General features: G+C 59.7%; 17 protein-coding genes and 1 pseudogene. 11 read left to right on the plus strand and 7 right to left on the minus strand.

The window, feature by feature from the left end; translation table 11 throughout:
- The 3 genes and pseudogenes from AK81_RS19270 to AK81_RS19280 form a co-directional block, all read left to right on the plus strand.
- On the plus strand, window positions 1–2410 hold a 2410-nt coding region (locus AK81_RS19270; RefSeq protein ID WP_043201481.1), incomplete at its 5' end, for a GH36-type glycosyl hydrolase domain-containing protein.
- 64 nt (window positions 2411–2474) lie between these two features.
- Window positions 2475–3200 carry a Crp/Fnr family transcriptional regulator gene (locus tag AK81_RS19275; protein WP_043201482.1) on the plus strand — a complete coding sequence of 242 codons (726 nt, stop codon included), beginning with the start codon at window positions 2475–2477 and terminating at the stop codon, window positions 3198–3200.
- A pseudogene (locus AK81_RS19280) lies at window positions 3193–3468 on the plus strand (hypothetical protein); the annotation flags it as partial. The gene AK81_RS19275 and the pseudogene AK81_RS19280, both read left to right, overlap by 8 nt.
- 21 nt (window positions 3469–3489) lie before the next feature.
- Here the strand turns inward: AK81_RS19280 and AK81_RS19285 are convergent.
- The 7 genes from AK81_RS19285 to AK81_RS19310 form a co-directional block, all read right to left on the minus strand.
- Window positions 3490–4026, minus strand: a complete 537-nt coding sequence (locus AK81_RS19285) for a DUF3833 domain-containing protein (RefSeq protein ID WP_043201488.1) — start codon at window positions 4024–4026, stop codon at window positions 3490–3492.
- A 2-nt stretch (window positions 4027–4028) separates the two neighbouring features.
- Window positions 4029–4565, minus strand: coding sequence for a chalcone isomerase family protein (locus AK81_RS19290; RefSeq protein ID WP_043201595.1), 537 nt, complete (start codon window positions 4563–4565; stop codon window positions 4029–4031).
- 406 nt (window positions 4566–4971) lie between these two features.
- The gene (locus AK81_RS28545) at window positions 4972–5490 is read right to left on the minus strand and encodes a GNAT family N-acetyltransferase (RefSeq protein ID WP_081042108.1); all 519 of its coding nucleotides are present in this window, start codon (window positions 5488–5490) and stop codon (window positions 4972–4974) included.
- A gap of 191 nt (window positions 5491–5681) precedes the next feature.
- Window positions 5682–6482: an aminoglycoside phosphotransferase family protein gene (locus AK81_RS19295; RefSeq protein WP_069375856.1), complete on the minus strand. Its 801-nt coding sequence runs from the start codon at window positions 6480–6482 to the stop codon at window positions 5682–5684.
- 220 nt (window positions 6483–6702) lie between these two features.
- Entirely contained in the window at window positions 6703–7257 is a 555-nt protein-coding gene (locus AK81_RS19300) for a GNAT family N-acetyltransferase (RefSeq protein WP_225874378.1), read from the minus strand.
- A gap of 75 nt (window positions 7258–7332) precedes the next feature.
- Entirely contained in the window at window positions 7333–8907 is a 1575-nt protein-coding gene (locus AK81_RS19305) for an EAL domain-containing protein (RefSeq protein ID WP_043201493.1), read from the minus strand.
- A gap of 124 nt (window positions 8908–9031) precedes the next feature.
- Complete coding sequence (locus AK81_RS19310) at window positions 9032–9889, minus strand: LysR substrate-binding domain-containing protein (RefSeq protein ID WP_043201495.1); 858 nt, start codon at window positions 9887–9889, stop codon at window positions 9032–9034.
- A gap of 111 nt (window positions 9890–10000) precedes the next feature.
- On the opposite strand from AK81_RS19310, the gene phnD reads away from it, so the two are divergent.
- The 8 genes from phnD (at window position 10001) to AK81_RS19350 (ending at window position 18803) form a co-directional block, all read left to right on the plus strand.
- Window positions 10001–10870: a phosphonate ABC transporter substrate-binding protein gene (gene phnD, locus AK81_RS19315; RefSeq protein ID WP_043201498.1), complete on the plus strand. Its 870-nt coding sequence runs from the start codon at window positions 10001–10003 to the stop codon at window positions 10868–10870.
- Window positions 10867–11661 (plus strand): phosphonate ABC transporter ATP-binding protein, encoded by a 795-nt coding sequence (phnC, locus tag AK81_RS19320; protein WP_043201500.1) that lies wholly within the window; start codon window positions 10867–10869, stop codon window positions 11659–11661. The genes phnD and phnC overlap by 4 nt, the downstream gene beginning before the upstream one ends.
- A gap of 2 nt (window positions 11662–11663) precedes the next feature.
- Entirely contained in the window at window positions 11664–12482 is an 819-nt protein-coding gene (phnE, locus tag AK81_RS19325) for a phosphonate ABC transporter, permease protein PhnE (protein ID WP_043201503.1), read from the plus strand.
- Between the two features lie 192 nt (window positions 12483–12674).
- A complete protein-coding gene (psrA, locus tag AK81_RS19330; RefSeq protein WP_043201505.1) occupies window positions 12675–13763 on the plus strand; it encodes an iron-containing alcohol dehydrogenase PsrA in 1089 nt (362 codons plus the stop codon).
- An 87-nt stretch (window positions 13764–13850) separates the two neighbouring features.
- Complete coding sequence (locus tag AK81_RS19335) at window positions 13851–15146, plus strand: MFS transporter (RefSeq protein ID WP_043201507.1); 1296 nt, start codon at window positions 13851–13853, stop codon at window positions 15144–15146.
- A 51-nt stretch (window positions 15147–15197) separates the two neighbouring features.
- Entirely contained in the window at window positions 15198–16064 is an 867-nt protein-coding gene (locus AK81_RS19340; protein WP_043201509.1) for a LysR substrate-binding domain-containing protein, read from the plus strand.
- Window positions 16065–16141: 77 nt separating this feature from the next.
- Complete coding sequence (gene phnX, locus AK81_RS19345) at window positions 16142–16969, plus strand: phosphonoacetaldehyde hydrolase (protein WP_043201510.1); 828 nt, start codon at window positions 16142–16144, stop codon at window positions 16967–16969.
- A gap of 211 nt (window positions 16970–17180) precedes the next feature.
- Window positions 17181–18803 carry a sensor domain-containing diguanylate cyclase gene (locus AK81_RS19350; protein ID WP_043201513.1) on the plus strand — a complete coding sequence of 541 codons (1623 nt, stop codon included), beginning with the start codon at window positions 17181–17183 and terminating at the stop codon, window positions 18801–18803.
- Window positions 18804–18829: the final 26 nt, after the last annotated feature.

The following is an 18829-nucleotide window of genomic DNA, read 5'->3' on the forward strand; positions in this document are numbered from 1 at the left end:
GTTCAGCGCCGATGGCCGCGAATATGTCATTTCGCTGATACCCGGCACACCGCCACCGGCGCCGTGGGTCAACATCCTGGCCAACCCACGTTTCGGCTGCGTGGTTTCCGAGGCCGGCAGCGCTTACACCTGGTACGAGAACGCCCACGAGTACCGCTTGACGCCCTGGCACAACGACCCGGTCTGCGACCCCAGCGGCGAAGCCTTCTACCTGCGCGACGAGGACAGCGGCGAGTACTGGTCACCGACCCCGCAGCCCTCCCCAGGCCCTGGCCGTTACCGCACCCGCCACGGTTTTGGCTACAGCGTGTTCGAATATGCCGATGACGACCTGCGCAGCGAGCTGTGGGTGCATGTGGCGCTGGATGCCCCGGTCAAGTTCAGCCGCCTCATACTGCACAACACCTCGGCACGGGTACGCCGGTTGTCGGTGACCTGCTTCGTCGAGTGGGTGCTGGGCGACCTGCCCAGCAAAACCGCCATGCATGTGGTCAGTGACAGCGACCCGGTGAGCGGCGCGCTGTTTGCCCGCAACAGCTACGCCGTGGAATTTTCCACGCAAGTGGCGTTTCTCGATTGCGACCTGCCGTTGCAGGGCCAGACCTGCGATCGCGGCGAATTCCTCGGGCGCAACGGCGATTGCCAGGCGCCCCTGGGCATGCGCCAGGCACGGCTGTCGGGGCGCACCGGCGCAGGCCTGGACCCGTGCGCGGCGCTGCAAGTGGCGCTGCAACTGGAGCCCGGTGAAAGCCGCGAAGTGGTGTTTCGCCTGGGCGCCGCCCAGGACGCCACCGCCGCCACCCGCTGCGTCCTGCAATACCGGGGCCTGCAGGCCGCCATGGACGAGCTCGACAAGGTCAACAGCTACTGGCGCCGCACGCTCGACACCGTGCAGATCGAAACGCCAGAACCTGCACTGGACGTGCTGGCCAACGGCTGGTTGATGTACCAGGTGATCGCCTGCCGGTTCTGGGCGCGCAGTGGTTTCTACCAGTCCGGCGGTGCCATCGGTTTTCGCGACCAGCTGCAGGACAGCATGGCCATGCTCCATGCTGCCCCCGGTGCGGCGCGCCAACACCTGCTGGCCTGTGCTGCGCATCAGTATGCCGAAGGTGACGTGCAGCACTGGTGGCACCCACCGCTGCAACGCGGGGTGCGTACCCGCTGCTCGGACGACCTGTTGTGGCTGCCGCTGGCCGCCAGCCGCTACGTAGAGGTTACCGGGGACTACGCCGTGCTTGACGAGCCGGCCGGCTATCTGGAAGGCCGTGCACTCAATGCCGGTGAAGAGTCCTACTACGATTTGCCCGCTCAATCGCCCCTGACCGAGAGCCTGTACCAGCATTGTCAGCGTGCCCTCGGCCACGCCCTGCAGTGCGGCGCCCATGGCCTGCCGTTGATGGGCAGCGGCGACTGGAACGACGGCATGAACAGGGTTGGCGAACAAGGGCAAGGCGAAAGCGTGTGGCTTGGCTTCTTTGGCCACGAGGTGCTGCGGGCATTCAGCTGCGTCGCCTTGCGCCAGGGCGACAGCGCCTTTGCGCTGCGTTGCACCACCCAGGCCGCCGCACTCGCCGAAAAACTGGAAGCGCACGCCTGGGACGGCGGCTGGTATCGCCGCGCCTGGTTCGACGATGGCCAGGTACTGGGGTCGGCCAGCAACCAGGAATGCCGGATCGACTCGCTGGCGCAAAGCTGGGCGGTGCTGTCGGGTGTTGCTTCGCCCGAACGCGCCCGCGTGGCCATGGCGGCGCTGGACAGCCACCTGGTACGCCGTGACATCGGCATCGTCAAACTGCTCGACCCACCCTTCGACCAGGGCCAGCTGGACCCCGGCTACATCAAGGGCTACCTGCCGGGCGTGCGTGAAAACGGCGGGCAGTACACCCATGCGGCCATCTGGGCGAGCATGGCCTACGCGCACCTGGGCGACGCCGACAAGGCCTGGGAGCTGCTGCGCCTGATCAACCCGGTGCGCCAGGGCTGCGACGCGCTGATCGATACCTACAAGGTCGAACCCTATGTGATGGCTGCCGATGTCTATGCAGTTGCGCCCCACGCCGGGCGGGGTGGCTGGAGCTGGTACACCGGCTCTGCCGGCTGGATGTACCGCTTGATCGTCGAAAGCCTGCTGGGCCTGCAACGCAATGGCGATACCCTGCGCCTGCAGCCGCTGTTGCCGGCAGGCTGGCCGGGTTATGTCCTGCATTACCGCTTTGGTAGCGCCCGTTACCGCATCGAGGTCCACAACAGCGACCGCAACGAGCTGACCCTGAGCCTGGACGGCGAACGGCTTGCCGAAGCCAAGCTTCAGCTGAAGGATGACGGGCGCGAGCACTACGTCATCGCCCAGTGCGGGGATGCTCCCTGCCGACCCGCTGAACCGTTGGGCGCGTCAGGGCTGCGCTGACGGAAGCCCAAGCCCTGCTAGGCTAATCTTGTTACGACAGCCGCTTCCGTCGATGGTCCCCCCCATGCAACACACGTTAAAGCCCCAAAATAACCACTTGCTGGCTGCATTGTCGCCAGAGGCGTTCAGCCGCTTGGAACCGGACCTGGAGCACGTAAACCTGCCCCTGGGCAAGGCGCTGTACGAGTCCGGCGACACCCTGCGCCACGTCCACTTCCCGGTCGATGCCATCGTTTCGCTGCTGTATGTGATGGAAAACGGCGCCTCGGCCGAAATTTCGGTGGTGGGTAACGAAGGGCTGGTGGGCATCGCCGTGTTCATGGGCGGTGAAAGCACACCCAGCCGGGCCATCGTGCAGAGCGCCGGGCATGCCTACCGCTTGCCCGTGCAAAGGATCAAGGACGAGTTCAACCGCCATGGCGAGTTGATGACCTTGATGCTGCGCTACACCCAGGCACTGATCACCCAGATGGCACAAACAGCGGTGTGCAATCGCCATCACTCCATCGACCAGCAATTGTGCCGCTGGCTGCTGTTGTCGCTCGACCGCCTGCCGGGCGACCGCCTGTGCATGACCCAGGAACTGATCGCCAACATGCTGGGCGTACGCCGCGAGGGTGTGACCGACGCCGCCGGCAAGTTGCAGCGCCTGGGGGTGATCGAGTACAACCGCGGGCAGATCAGGGTGCTGGACAGGGCACGCCTGGAACTGCTGAGCTGCGAATGCTACGCCGTCGTGAAGAAAGAAACCGAGCGACTGCTGCCCTACATGCCGGCACCCCATGGTTGAAGCCCTGCCGGCACACCACCGGGCCCTCGACTGGCTGAATTTCTTCCTGGCCGACGTGCGCGACGGCCTGGGGCCGTATCTGGCCATCTACCTGCTTGCGGTGCACCACTGGCAGCCAGCGAGCATCGGCCTGGTGATGAGCCTGGCAGGCATCGCGGCGCTGCTGGCGCAGACACCCGACGGGACCCTGATCGACCGTACGCCGGCCAAGCGCGCAGTGGTGGTAATCGCCGCAGTTCAAGTTCCTTTACCTCGCCTGTCGAAACCCGCTGTGTGAGCGTGACCAAGTTCATGGTGTGTCCTCTGGCAGGCGGCTGAAGAACAAGGTGATCTGGCCAATCTCAACGCCCAGCTTGCTCATGCTCGAGCGGTTGATCAGGGTGTCGTCATCCATGAGGTACATCCAGTCATCCAAGTCTACCTGCCAGTGCCGCCCTTCAATCGGCAGGTCTAGCTTGTACCGCCATCGCAGCGCATTACCCGCCACTTCGCCTCGCGCCTCACCGATCACGTCCCCCGCAGTTCCGCGCCAGCGGCCAGGGCCGTCGGGTACCAGAGTCCAGGTGCGCTGCTGGCGTGTGCCGTCGCTATAGAGAAAATGCTCGTCGAGGATCAGGCGGTCACCTTCGCGGCGGCTATTGATGCGCACGTGGAAGCGCTTGACCACTTCCCCGGAACGCTTCTGGAAAATTCCCCAGGCCTGCACCGGCCGCGAGAAGAACGCAGCCAGGTCCAGTTTCGGTTGCTCCTGGTCATAGTGCTCGACACCGACATTGCCACAGCTGCCCAAAAGCAGGCAGCAAGCCAGCAACACTGCTTTGTACATAATCATGTTCCTCCGTCCTTGCCGACCAGCCCCAGCAGGCGCTGACGCAGTTCTGTATCCCTGGCGCGGGGGTCGAGCCAGATGGCGAAGAACGCCCGGGCAAAGACCGGGTCGGCGATTTCTCGGCTGAGTTTGCCGTCAACGTAGAAACGGCAGCCCTGCCCTGGCAGGTACAAGCCGGTTATGCGCATACCGGGGTGCACGTCCACGAAGGCCTGTTCAAGCACATTGGCCCACGCCGCGCGTTGCTGCGCCGTTATGCTGGCAGCGTTGAGGCGCACCATTTCCGCGAGGCTGGCCTCTGCCAATGTTTCTCTGGAAAGCGACCGGTGATACAGAAGCTCGAGTGCGAATGGCTGGTTCCAGTCATGCTCTGTACCTGCTGTGAATAACTGGGCCTTGTAGAGCCGCATGCCAAACCAAGTGAACTCACCGCTGCCCAACCGTTGCGCCGCAGGTAGCGCCGCCCGCCAATCCCCCGCCGCCGACAACGCAGTCAGTAGAAGGCAAAGGCAAATCCAGCGGGCACTGTGCGGCATAGTGACCTCGAACACGCGTAGGTACTGTACAAAAATAGCATCATGTACAGGTATTTTGCTGCCAGGCCGGCCAGGCCAACCTGGAGAGTGCGGCACCCGCTTGGCTGCCAGCGCGTAGTTACCGACTACGAGCGCCGCGATACGTTGGGCCATAGCGCGTCATGGAGGCTTCGTATGGGTCGGGTGTGAGCTTTCCAGAGTGGTGTATTTTGACCGCAATTTGTCCACTATTCAGGGGACATGCTGCACAGTCGCTCGACATTTAGAGGTCGAGGAGGGCCGCTATCGACCCACAGCTGCCCTTCGCGACGGGCAGAAATCGGCCAAAAGTGGACGTTTTGGACAGCTCTTAGGGAGAATTCCGCCGCCGCAAGATGTAGAGTGCGCGCCCTTAAGAGGTGCGACTTCAGAGCCCATTTCTCAGGACAACCATTTGTGAATGCTCAACTTTGACTTTCCGAGAAAAATTCTTTATTCCTATTTCTGTAAATCCCCACTTGAGATAGGCGCTCCTTGCATTTGTTGCAGAGGCCATTACATCCAACCACACATGTGTCAGTCCTAGTTCATTCGCATGCGCCATTGCTGCATTGAGAAGTCGCAAGCCTAGCCCACTTTTTTGGCTGCCAGGAAGTAGGTAAATCCTTGATATTTCCGCTCCGCCGTCTTCGTGTGTAACCGGGTTGCTGGAGTCTACTATCATCGTTAGAAATCCAACCACGACCCCATCGACTTCCGCAACCCAAAGCCTTGAGTCCGCTCGCTGTAGCAATATCAAAAATGCTGAGGAGCTAAAGGTATCGAGCTGCTTGGCTAGAGCTACGCAGTCGCTCCAGAGGTAATGGTATGCTGCCGCATAAGCAGCAGGACCAATCACACCCAACGCCTCAGCATCGTCTACAGTTGCTCTGCGAACTTCTATCAATCCATTCTCTCCTGTGCCATCTCACCAATTCCAATAAGTCGCCCGAGAGCACTTATGTATACTTCTGTTTTGGGGCGACAATGAACGCCTAATAGCCGCAACCTATATCTATGTACTCATCTCTCGCCCTCCTGTGCCGGGGTTAATGAGGCAAGATCTACAGTTGTTGGCCGATAACTCATTTCTGCAACCTAAAAGCTGATATTGAGTGCCGAAGCTGCTAACTTTGCCAACTCAAGCCTGCTTCTTGGATCGGCACCGTCTTCGAGCATCCAGGTTGCCGACAATCCTGTCCATGCGAGCACCCATTGCAACAACCTTCGGCGATCAATACCGGAAGCATCTGCGATGAGTGCAATACGTCGTGCGAAGTATTCCGGTGCGAGCGCGCTTGCTTCGTCAGGATTGCAGAGGATATTGGCATAATCAAAGCCGCGCTCGCCGTATAATCCCTTGGGATCAATGGCAAGCCATCCAGCTTGGCCGAAATCGAGCACATTACCGTGATGGATATCGCCGTGAAGTACTGCGACATCGAGTGGAGCAGCCAAAAGCTCGCGTGCCGCTCCCGCACAGTGTTCAAGAATACCGTAGTGAGTAGCTGCCGCACTCAATAGCGATTCGAACCATTGCCCTAGCGGAACCAATTCAGGGATGGGCTTGGAGCGCGGTGTGTGAAGACGGGCTACTACCGCACAGAGGATGCGAATGGCTTCGTCATCCCGGCCACTATTGACCATCTGAATGAGCGTGGCCGGGCCTTGCGCGCGCTTCATCAGTAAAGCTTCACCCTGGTGGGCCAGCACGGGCGCCGCACCGTCGCCGTCCCACCAAGCCATGAGCTGGCTGCCTGCTTGTTCCTCCGGCTCTTGTGAGACTTTAAGCATGGCGGGTACATTGCCTTGGCGAACGGGTAGTAGATTGCCGTTCAGCGAGACGAAAGCATCACCGTCGATTGTCAGTCCCCATCGTTTCAGATACTGATCAAACATAGGTTCTTCAAATTTAACACTGTCCATAATTATTTTTCATTCAAACTCTATAAGCGCAGGATAAGTCCCTAAGGATCATCCGTCAGAAGTACATTGCCAGTAATAATTATGCATTGATCCGAGCTTCGCTAAGCTTCTGGAATAATAATTCTTGCCGGTTGTTTCCTGTCGCAAAGGTCTGAGCGGGCGAATGCAGTTGCTCGCGTTTGATCTGGGGCATTCATGCGCTGCATTTCAGGTTTTTCTGCATAAACGCATTCTGAAGCGTTACGCCCCGGCGGATCGGAAATCCGCGCCGCACGACATGAAAGCCGTGCAGTTCAAAGAACGTTTCTGCCGTCGTGCTGACGTCTGAAGTAAGTTCATCGATGCCAAGTAACCTGGCTTCTTCATGGATACGATTCATGAGTAAAGTGCCTATTCCTTGCCGAGGATGAGTACCCGACACAAAGAAATGGTCGATGTAACCGTTCGGTTGAATGTCGGCATAGCCCACAATTTTCCCGTCTACCTCAGCAACGAACGGGCGGAGGTTTCGAAGGTGCTCCGCCCATAGCGTTTGATCAAGATCGGCAGGAGCCCAGGCATCGACTTGATCTCGAGTGTAATCGTGTGACGCGATGTCATGAATGGCAGAGTAAAAGACCCCGAACAGCGCAATCTCTTCCCCGATTCGGAATCGTCGAATTACCATGTGTTCCTCGCAAGGCTTCCTCAAAAAGAGAGAGTTTGCCACACCATCTGCATGGCTGACGCGAAAACCGAAATCAAGCATGCCTGAAAGGCCGTCCTTGCCAGCCGGCTGCTATGGGTCGATAGCGGTCACTCACACCGGCCGAATTTTCTTCGATTAGGTCGGGACTTGTGTATCAGTGCTCAGCATTGCACCCTGCTGACGATAGAACTGGACAAACTGATGACAGTCCATCGCTTTGGCGAACAACCAGCCCTGTGCGTAGCGGACCTGGTTTTCGCTTAGGAAAGCCAGCTGCGCGTTGGTTTCCACGCCTTCAGCCACCAGCGCCAAGCGCAATGCCAGGCCCATCTCAATAACATGAGAAACCAGGCTGTCCCTACCGTCTGGCTTGCCGATGTTATCGATGAATGAGCGGTCGATCTTCAACACATCGAGTGAAAGCTGCTGCAAATACTGCAAGCTGGAGTAGCCGGTGCCGAAATCATCCAGCGCCACGATGAAGCCAGCCTGGCGTGCCTGCTCGATGGTCTTGCGGGCCGCCTCGGCGTTGATGAAACTGCGTTCCGTGACTTCTAGCCAGATCTGCTGCGGCTGGACATCGGCTTTCGCAATCTCGCGCTGCAGAATCGGCAAGAAACGACCCGAGCAAACATCTGCCGCGGCAAGATTTATGGCGATATGCAGTGATCGGTCGGCCACCAGCATTTCTCCTAGGTCATGCAGGCTGGTTGCGATCACCTGATCTGTAATGGGCATGATCAGCCCGCTTTCCTCCGCAAGCGGAATGAAATGGTCCGGAGGCACCATCTCGCCATTGGGTTTACGCCATCTGACGAGCGCTTCGGCACCGACGCAGCGCTTGCTCTCGATCTCGATGAGGGGCTGGTAATGCACCTGGAACTCCTGCCTGCGTACTGCCCGTTCCAGCGCAGCAAGCGGAGATAGCTTGCGGCGCCATGAGCGCAATACTGCACTGAGCAGCCATGCAGCAATGATGAGGGTCACCGGTAGCAGATAGAGTTGGTGCTGCCACAGACTGCTCAATAGTTGCTGGCGAGGGATAGCAGCGACGACAGTGAAATTTCGCTGTGGGACAAGCGTATAGAGAAAGCCGTCTTTCAACCCATGGGTGGGCCCAGCATGCACTAGTGCCAGAAAATGAGCGGTATTGGGTGTGGTCGGGCCCAATGCCCGGCCTTGCCGGGTGCCTACCGCCACCCTGATACCTTCGTCCAGCGCCACTTCGCGGAACTGCTCAGGATCAATCAGCACGTTGAAAGCTGCATACTGCAAGGCAAGCATCGGCTTTAGCCGCTCACTGTCGGACTGCACACCGATCGAAACTTTTACCCCGTCGTCGGTCACGAAGTCTTCTGGCCAGGTGTCGCGCCGGGGCTCCGTTGGGCCCCAGGAGGTACAGGCAAAGACGTCTTCCTCGTAGCCCACTGATTCGACCGAGAAGGTATTCATGGCCACGATGCGCATCTGATCAATGCCTTCGGGCGAGCAGGGAGGAAGGTCGGTGAGCGCGATGCTCTTGAGCGCCTGTGAGGCCTGTTCAAAGGTGCTCCCGGCGCGATCGGACGCAATCTGGGCAAGGGTTGTGAGACGGGCCTTTGTGGATTGAATGGTCAACATCCAACCCAGGACAGCGGTGAATACCACAGGAACCGCGACCGCCAGGAAGCTAAGAACAAGCCCCCGCCGCATGATAGTGGACCGCTTCATGTCACCTGCCTTGGAAAACCGATTGGGTTCGATGCCCGGAACGTCTGGCACTCGCCTTGGGCATTAAGACGTCATGCTAATGGCACTGTGGTACTGAAGTCGATGGAGCGCCAACTTTCCACTTTCACCGCAGCGCAATCGACAGGAAGGAGTCGATGACTCGACTGCTGCGACGCTCGGCCAGGTAGTACAAATAGGTTTCAGTGAATACTGCGTCGCCAGCGATGCGAATGACTTTCAGGCTCGGGTCGGCAATGTATTCCGCTTCCGACACTGCGCCGATGCCGAGTTTACGAATGACCGCTTCGCGTAGTGCCTCGCGGCTGCCGATTTCCATAGCAATTCGTGGGCTGACATTAGCCTCGGTCAGAGCCTGTTCCAGTGCCAGTCGGGTGGTCGATCCCTGCTCGCGACGTAGAAGAGGCTGCCCCTGCAGGGCTTGCAGCGGCACCTCGTCATGCCGGGCAAATGGGTGGTCGACATGGGCGAAGAGGATGACCGGATGACGCGCGTAGCGCTGGGCAACGAATGCAGGATCGTCCTGCAGCCCCGCCAGCACACCGATGTCGCTCACGTAGTTTTCCAGATCGGCCAGTACTGAGGCTGAGTTGCCGACACGAATAGAGACATCGATCTGCGGATACTGGGGCTGGTAACGGTCAACCATTTCGATCACATGGAACGGGCCGACCGCGCCGATGCGCAATTGCCCGCGGTTGAGCTTGCCAGCATCGCGCAGCAGGTTGGCAGCTTCGGCTTCGAGCAGCGCCAGTTGGCCGGCGATGGGCAGCAATGCACGGCCCACTGTGGTCAGTTCGATACGGCGTCCGCGCCGATGGAACAGCTCGACGTTGAATTCGCGTTCCAGGGCCTGAACCTGATTGGTGGCTGTCGGCTGGCTTAGGCCGATGGCTCTGGCTCCGGCACTAAAGCTGGCATGGCGGGCAACGGCAAGAAACGTACGCAGTCGGGCAGATGACATCTATAGATCCTTTGAATGGAAAGCGCTCGAAAACCATATTGAACTGATGCGTTGACTGTCACATGACAGCCCTAGCTTTGGCCTCACCAAAAACAATCCTGCGGTGAGTTCATGATCTCGTTTGCCAGCCTGTGCCGTTCTGCCCGCTTTATCCTGCTGCCTCTGTTGTTCACTTCGGCCGTACAGGCCCAGGAGATCCTTACCGTCGGCCTGATACCTTCCGAAGACTCTCAAGCGATGATCAAAAGCAGCCAGTTGGTGCTTGACCAGCTTGAGCAGCGCTTGGGCATGCCAGTTAAACCCTTCGTTGCCACAGACTACAACGGCGTGATCGAAGCCCTGCGTGCAGGCAAATTGGATGTTGCCTACCTGGGGCCGTTCTCTTATGTGCTGGCTAAGCAGATGGCCGATGCCGAGGCGTTTGCCGTGGCCGTGACCCGTAAAACCGGCAGCAGCGCCTATCACAGCCTGATCATCGCCCGTAACGACAGTGGCATCCGCAGCCTGCAAGACCTGCAGGGCAAGACATTCGCCTTCGTCGACCCCAGCTCGGCTTCGGGGCATCTATTTCCCGAGGCGGGCTTGGAGCAGGCTGGCCATGACCCTAAAACGCTTTTCTCACGCGTGATCTTCTCTGGATCCCACGACGCGAGCATCCTCGCGGTGGAAAACCGCAAAGTGGACGCCGCAGCGGTGGCCGATCGCATCCTCGCGAGCGCGGTGCACAACGGACAGGTCAAGCAGCAAGACTTCCACGTGGTGTGGACCTCGCCGGACATTCCCGAGTCGCCGATGGTCTGGCGCAAAGGCCTCGACCCTGAGTTGCAGGCCAAGTTGCGCAATGCATTCGCCGCGATCAAGGATGTCCCATGGGGCGACCAGGGCATGCTCGATGGATTTCAGCCAACCAGCGACGTGGCCTATGACGTGGTTCGCGATACCGCCAAGGTGCTCGACCTCGACTTGCGGAGGCTGAAATGATCCGCATCCAGCAATTGGTCAAGGGCTATGCCGAAAATCCGGTATTGCGCGGTATCGACCTGCAGGTCGCGGCAGGCGAGTTCGTGGTGATCCTCGGTCAATCCGGTGCCGGCAAGTCCACCTTGTTGCGCTGCATCAACCGCCTGGCTCACGCTGACAGTGGCGTGCTGGAAGTCGGCGGGGTGGACGCCATGCAACCATCACAGCAGCGCGAACTGCGCCGGCGCGTAGCGATGATCTTCCAGCACCACAACGTGGTGCCGCGCCTTTCAGTGTTGAAGAACGTGCTTACCGGGCGCCTGGCCCACTGCAGCACCCTGGCCTCGCTGCTGCAGCTGTTTCGTCGAGAGGACATAGACCTGGCCCGTGATTGCCTGGGCCGCGTCGGGCTGAGCGACAAGGCCGGTGCGCGCGCAGATTCGCTATCAGGCGGGCAACTGCAGCGTGTCGGTATCGCCCGGGCGCTGGCCCAGCGTCCGGAGGTGATCCTGGCTGACGAACCGGTGGCCAGCCTAGATCCAAACACGGCACACCTGGTCATGCGTTATCTGCGCGAGGCAACCCGCACACTTGGCATCACGGTAGTGTGCAATTTGCACCAAGTGGACCTGGCACGGGCATTCGGCGACCGCATCGTCGGCCTGGCCAGTGGCCGCCTGGTATTCGACGGTCCGGCGCAGACTTTGGATGACGCCGCACTGCAGCGCATCTACCACAGCGGCGCGCCTCGCCAGGCGGGCGATTCTCCAGTGGCTGAACATCCTGTCATCGCGGCTGGCACGAGGGCCTGAAAATGAATCCACGAACTTACCAATGGCTGGTGCGCACGCCGACGACGTCACGTGGGTGGCTGGGCGGCGCTGTATTGCTGGCAGTGGTCCTTTGCGTGCTGCATTGGAGCGCCAAGGGTGCGCAATTGAGCTGGGGCGAGCTGGTCAGCGGCCTGCCGCAGATTGGCGACTTTCTCGGCCGCTCGCTGCCGCCGGACCTGAATATCCTTCCAAACCTTTGGCGTCCAGCACTGGAAACCCTGCAGATCGCGCTCTGGGGCACCCTGCTGGGGATTATGGGTGCCATCCCGCTGGGCTTGCTTGCCGCGCGCAACCTTCACGACAAGCGTTGGCTGTATCAGGGCACCCGGCAACTGCTCAACGTGATTCGTAGCATTAACGAACTGATCCTGGCGCTTGTATTCGTTTCCGCAGTAGGCCTAGGCCCGTTCCCTGGCGTGCTGGCCCTAGCCCTGCACGGCGTGGGCATGCTCGGTAAATTCTTCGCGGAAAGTATCGAGGAAATCGACCAGGGCCCGATCGAGGCTTTGCAGGCAACGGGCGCTCGACCGCTGCAGGTGATTGTCTTCGGTGTACTACCGCAGGTGATTACCGCCTGGATTGCGGTGGTGCTGTACCGCTTCGAGGTCAACTTACGCTCAGCGACGGTGCTGGGAATGGTCGGTGCGGGCGGCCTCGGCTTTGAGCTGGTAAGCAGCCTGAAGCTCTTCAAGTACCAGGAAACCGCCACTTGTATTCTGCTGATTACTTTGATGGTGGTGCTCGCCGACCTGCTTTCCAGCCGCCTGCGCCAAGCCATCCAGGGCTCGGCCCGTCACTGACCCTTCCTGTTCCCGGCTTCGCTCACTGCGCCCTTCACCTGCGCAGGGGGTGAGGCTTTGCCCGGAATACACAAAATGCCAAGTGCCCCTGTTATCGGCTCGGCCGATGCCTACCTGCGATCAAACGATTGGAACGAAAGCTGCCAGCCGTTGAGCATGGCCGCACCCTCTAACAACAATAAGGAACTGCCCATGCCTGCCTGTTTTCATAATCCTGTCTCGACCGTCTTCGGCGCTGGCAGTTTGGCGCGCATCGCCGAGCTGTGCCCAGGCAAAGTCGCCTTGGTGACGTTTCCGGAAGCCGCCCAGCTAGGGCTGGTGGAGCGTGTACGCGGCCTGCTTGGTGAGCGCCTGGTGTGCGTCATAGACAATGTGCAACCAAACCCAGATGTGGCGTGGCTGCGCGATGTACACGAGCGGTTTTGGGCCGAAAACGGTGACTGTGACAGCGTTTTCGCCCTCGGTGGTGGCAGTGCCATCGACACCGCCAAAGCGCTTATCGTCGGTACAGAATCCGGCAGTTTCAATGAACTTCTGGAGCTTCTGGCTAGTGGCAAACCATTCACTCCGGCGCGGCACAAGCCGCTGATTGCCGCGCCGACCACGGCAGGTACCGGCAGCGAGGTAACGCCCTGGGCCACGCTGTGGGACACCGCCCGGCAGAAGAAGTACTCCCTGCACCTGGCATGCACTTGGCCGCAGGTGGCGCTGATCGACCCAGAGCTGATGCTCAGCGTGCCAGGTGGGGTCACGGTATCCACCGGGCTGGATGCGTTGTCACACGCCTTGGAAGCGATCTGGAATCACAACGCCAATCCCATCTCGGACACGTTTGCAGTCTCGGCCATCGAGGACATCCTCGACTGCCTCCCCCAGTTACAACAAGACCTGGGCAACCCCGAGCTGCGCGCGCGCATGGCCTTGGCTGCTCTCAAGGCCGGCATGGCGTTCTCTAACACCAAGACGGCACTGGCCCATTCCATCTCCTACGAAATGACCCTGCGCCATGGGCTGCCCCACGGCATCGCCTGCTCGTTCACCTTGCCGATGGTCCTTGGCTTGGCCTGGGGCCGTGACAGCGACCGGGACCGGACCTTGCAGAAAGTCTTTGGCCCTGATCTTGATGCCGCCCAGCAGCGCCTTCGGGGCTTCTTGCATCGCTTGGGCGTTCGCACTGAGTTTGAAGACTACGGCGTGACAGCCGCTGAAGCCGAAGCCATGATCGATGAAGCCATGCAGGGCGCGCGCGGACGCAATTTCATCGGCTCGCAGGCCGCCTGACGCACCACGCTTTTCCTCCCGCACCGAACAAGAGTGCCGATTCGTCGCGCCTCGTGGCCGACGGCAGCGAACAAAAAGGAAACCGTCATGAACCGTGCTGAATCCCTGTCTGGCTCAATCCCGACTGCAATGCCGTTTCGCCTGGCCCAGTGGCGCATGCTATTGGCTGCCATGTTCTGCTACTTGTTCTTCTACACCGGCCGCCAAACCTTCGGCTTTGCCATCCCTGGCATCCAGGCCGAGTTTGGTTTCAGCAAGGAAACGCTGGGCTGGGCCTCCAGCGCCATGTTGTGGATGTACGCTATCGGGCAGGCCATCAACGGCAACTTAGCCGACAAATTCGGCGGCCGACGCATCATGAGCCTAGGTGCGGTGTTGTCCTGCGGTGCCAACTGGGTCACTAGCTTCGCTGGGGGAATGGTGAGCCTGGTGTTGCCGTGGGGCATCAACGGCTATTTCCAGTCCTTGGGTTGGGCACCGGGCAGCCGTCTGCTGTCGAACTGGTGGGGCGCAGCCGAACGCGGCAAGGTCTACGGCTTCTATGTGTTCGCCGCCGGTTGTGCTTCGGTGCTGTCGTACGTTACATCGGTAGTGGTGATCGACGTACTTCACCTGGAGTGGCGATGGATCTTCCGCCTGCCGGTGCTGCTGATGTTGGCCGGTGGCATTGTCTTCTACCTGGTAGCTCGGGAACGGCCGCAAGACATGGGCTACCCAGCATTGGAAGATACTGGCGTTGCCAGTGCCCAGGACCGTGACAGTGAAGCGGCACAGGGCGAAGTCGAAACCTCGCGGCAACGCTACTTTGCCGTGCTCAAGAACCCACGCCTGTTGGTGGCGGCTCTGTCCCTCGGATTCCAGAACGCCGCCCGCTACGGCCTGATTGTCTGGGTGCCGGTGCACTTCCTCGGTGCCAATTGGCAGAAGGGTGACAGCTTCATCGATCCCAAGTGGATCACCATTGCACTGCCGGTGGGTATGGCGGTTGGGGCACTGAGCAATGGCTGGGTCTCTGACAAGCTATTCGGCAGCAAGCGCTACCTGGCGATCATGCTGTACATGGTCCTGGGCGCAGCCACTAGCATGTGGATGTGGAGCCTGCCGGCGCACAGCGCAGTAGGCCTGATTGCGTTGTTCTTGTGCGGTTTCTTCGTCTATGGCCCGGCATCGAGCTTCTGGGCGCTGTGTCCCGATCTTGTCGGCTCGCGTCGCGCCGGGACGGCCACTGGCATCATGAATTTCTCATCGTATCTGTTCGCCGGACTGGCCGAGCCGCTGATCGGACGTATGCTCGATACTACCGGCAACACGTCGCTGATCTTCATAGTGGTCACCACGGCATGTACTTGCAGCGCTTTGGTCGCGCTGTTTATACGCCGTTGAGGACCGCTGCCATGATGACAGCTTGCTGCTGTACCCAGATCGAGAGATGCCATGTACCAGTACCACAAATGGTTGCGGTCCTTTCATGCCGTTGCCAGCACCGGCAGCTTTACTCAAGCGGCACAGTTGCTGAGCATCGGCCAACCGACAATCAGCGAGCAGGTGAGCGCACTGGAGAAGCGTTTTTCCGTGGAATTGTTCCATCGCCGCGGGCGCTTCATCGAGCTGAGCAAGGCCGGTCGCCAGCTGTACGACATCACTCAGGGTCTGTTCGGCCAGGAGGACGAGGCATTGCAACTGCTACAGAGCTTTCAGCAGCGCAAGCAAGGCCTGCTTCGCATCGGTGCGGTGTCGCCACCCATTGCCATGAGCCTGACCTACGAGCTGATGCAGCATTACCCGCAGATCGAGCTGGAAACCTCGTTCAGCAGCGAAGCTGGGACATTGGAGCGGCTGTACAGCTTCGACATCGATCTGGCGATACTTGCCTTGTCGGAGTTCGACCATCGACTCAGCACGCGGCTCTATCGCACCTGTCCGATTCTGGCGGTGGTGCGCGACGACCACCCCTGGGCTCAACAGGCCAGTGTGAGTGTCAAGGAAATTGCCAATCAGCCGGTGGTGCTGCGAGAACCGGCTTCGCGTACGCGGCAACTGGTGGAGGAAGGCTGTCGCCAGTACGGCGTGTCGCTGGACTGCGCCATGCAATTGAACAGCCGCGAAGCCATTGTCCATGCCGTGGTGCATGGCATTGGGGTGGGGTTCGTCTCGGCAGTGGAGCATGCAGACCGCCCCGGAACGCGTTCGATCGCCTTCGCCGAGGATCCGTTCCATATCAGCTACTTCCTGTGCTGCCTGGCTATCCGTCGTAAGCGGCCAATCATCGCCGAACTGTTCGATTCGTTGACCAGCAACTGATTCAAGCGCTCATCGCCAGCTCGCGATTGCGCCGAGCGGGCCTCGCTCACCTGTTTTTTACTCAATGGAGCAATCTCATGAACTATCAGCAACCCAAGCAACTGCAGGCAGTAATTCTCGATTGGGCCGGCACCGTCGTGGATTTTGGGTCGTTCGCACCCACCCAGATCTTCGTCGAAGCCTTTGCCGAGTTCGGCGTGCAAGTTAGCCTGGCAGAAGCCCGCGGGCCAATGGGCATGGGTAAGTGGGACCATATCCGCACGCTGTGCGACCTGCCGGAGATCGCCGAGCGGTATCGACTGGCGTTCGGCCGCACGCCTACTGACAACGACGTGACCGCCATCTATGAACGCTTCATGCCGTTGCAGATCGAGAAAATTGCCGAGCACTCGGCGTTGATCCCAGGGGCTCTCGAGGTCATCGAGCAATTACGCCGCAAACACCTCAAAATCGGCTCATGTTCCGGTTATCCGGCAGTGGTAATGGAAAAAGTGGTAGCGCTGGCCAAGTCCAAGGGCTACGTCGCAGATCATGTCGTCGCTACCGATGAAGTGCCTAACGGGCGCCCGTATCCTGCGCAATCCTTGGCCAACGTCATTGCCCTGGGGATTAGTGACGTAGCCGCATGTGTCAAGGTCGATGACACCTGGCCCGGTATCCTCGAGGGGCGCAGTGCTGGCATGTGGACGGTTGCATTGACTTGCTCAGGCAATGCGCTTGGCCTGACCTACGAACAGTACAAAGCACTGCCGGAGGAAGAGCTGGAGCAGGCGCGTAAACGCACTGGCCAAATGTTCGAAGGTGCACGACCGCACTACCTGATTGACACCATCGCCGAGTTGCCAGGAGTGATCGCCGATATCGAGGTGCGACTGGAACGAGGCGAGATGCCCCAGAGCGTCTGACGTTTAACTTACTTGACAGCCGGTTTTCGGCACGGACGCCGAAGGCCCTTCTCTGGCACGGTATCAGCTAGCTGTGCATGATGGCGGATCGCTCCAGATTGGCTATGGTTAGCGCAGGCCAGCGAGGCTTCTGTTTGGCAATCAAGGGAGAGGGCATGAGCCTGGCAATTGCAGTATCAGGGTGGTGGCTGAAATCCAAGGGTTGCCAGCCATGATGGACCCGGCTGGCGAACAGCAATCACAGACCGAAGAGCAGGTTGTCAGCCCTCGCTTGAAGGTGCTCGACTTGCGTCTGCTGATTCTGGGCTTGGTTCTGCTGGCTGTACTGGCCACCTTGGCCAATGCCTTGGCCACCGCCTATCGGGTGCAGCGGGAAGCTCTGATTGAGCATGCCTTGCAATCGAACAGTGCCTACGCCGCCAAGCTTGCGTCAAGCATCGATGAGTTCATCCGCGCGGCACATAGCCATCTGCAATTCAGTGCCGAGCAACTGGGCCGCCACTGGGGCAACAGTGAAGTTTTCCATGCCGAGGTCCGACGCCTTCAGCAGCAGGATGCTGATTTCAACTCCATCGCCATCGTCGATACCACCTTAAAAGTGTTGGATGCATACCCGGACGCCCTACAGATCAACGGCTCCACCTTGCACTCCGAAGCGGTCAACCAGGCACTGGCAGCGCGCCAACCCTACGTCAGTTCGGCGTATGTATCGGCTGCGGGCAACTTGGTGGTATTCGTATCCGTACCGATATTCGATGCCAGCCATCGTTACGTCGGCATTATTGGCGGCTCCATTTATCTGAAGCAGGAAGGTGCGCTGCATACCCTGATCAGTCAGCACTTTTATCATGAAGGCACTTTCGCATTCGTCGCCGACCGCGATCGACAGCTGCTTTATCACCCGGAGAAGACGCGCATTGGCGAAAAACTCGGATGGAGCAAGACTGTCGACGCCGCATTGCTGGGCCAAAGCGGCGCCATGGCAGTACGCAACTACAAGGGCATCCCGATGTTGGCGGGTTATGCGCAAGTGCCAGGCTCCGGGTGGGCAGTCGTTGCCCAGCAGCCGCAAGAGGCCAGCTTGGCGCCACTGAGCACGTTGATGCGGAACATGATTCTGGGCATGGTGCCGGCTGCGATCATAGGCATCATATTGATCGGCGGTGGAGCGCTGATGATCTCTCGCCCGTTACGTGAGCTTTCTAGGATTGCAGGGCAACTCGCTGCGCCGCAAACCACCGATAACCTGCAACGGCTCAACGCCTGGTATCGCGAGGCAGCAGCCATTCGCCAGGCGATGCTCACGGGCGTACAGTTGCTGCAGGCGAAGATGGGCCGACTGAACCGCCAGGCACTTACCGACCCGCTAACCGGATTAGCCAACCGCAGGGCAATGGATGAAGAATTGCGGGGGCTACAGCACGCTGGACGGGCCTACTCGGTTTTGTCGGTGGACATCGATTACTTCAAGCGGGTAAATGACACCTTTGGTCATGACAAAGGCGATTTAGCGATCAAGCAGGTGGCGCAGACGCTGATGGAGCAGTCCCGAACTGCAGACCTGGCCTGCAGGGCCGGGGGCGAGGAATTTCTGCTGATATTGCCCGACACAGGCCAAGATGCCGCAACCGTGATTGCGGAGAGGGTTCGTCAGGCTGTCGCGAACAGCGAGATTCCTGTCGTGGGCCATATTACTGTTTCGATCGGCGTAGCAAGTTGTGCTGGTGAGGCCATCGAATGCGAAGCAGTTCTGAAACAGGCGGACGAATGCCTTTACCGGGCAAAAGAAATGGGGCGAAACCGGGTGGAGTCCTTCATGGGTGTAACTGCCTGAAAAGCTCAGATGTCCACATGCGCAGA

The sequence above is a fragment of the Pseudomonas putida W15Oct28 genome (assembly GCF_000708715.2).
In the GTDB taxonomy this organism is placed as follows: Bacteria; Pseudomonadota; Gammaproteobacteria; order Pseudomonadales; family Pseudomonadaceae; genus Aquipseudomonas; species Aquipseudomonas putida_R.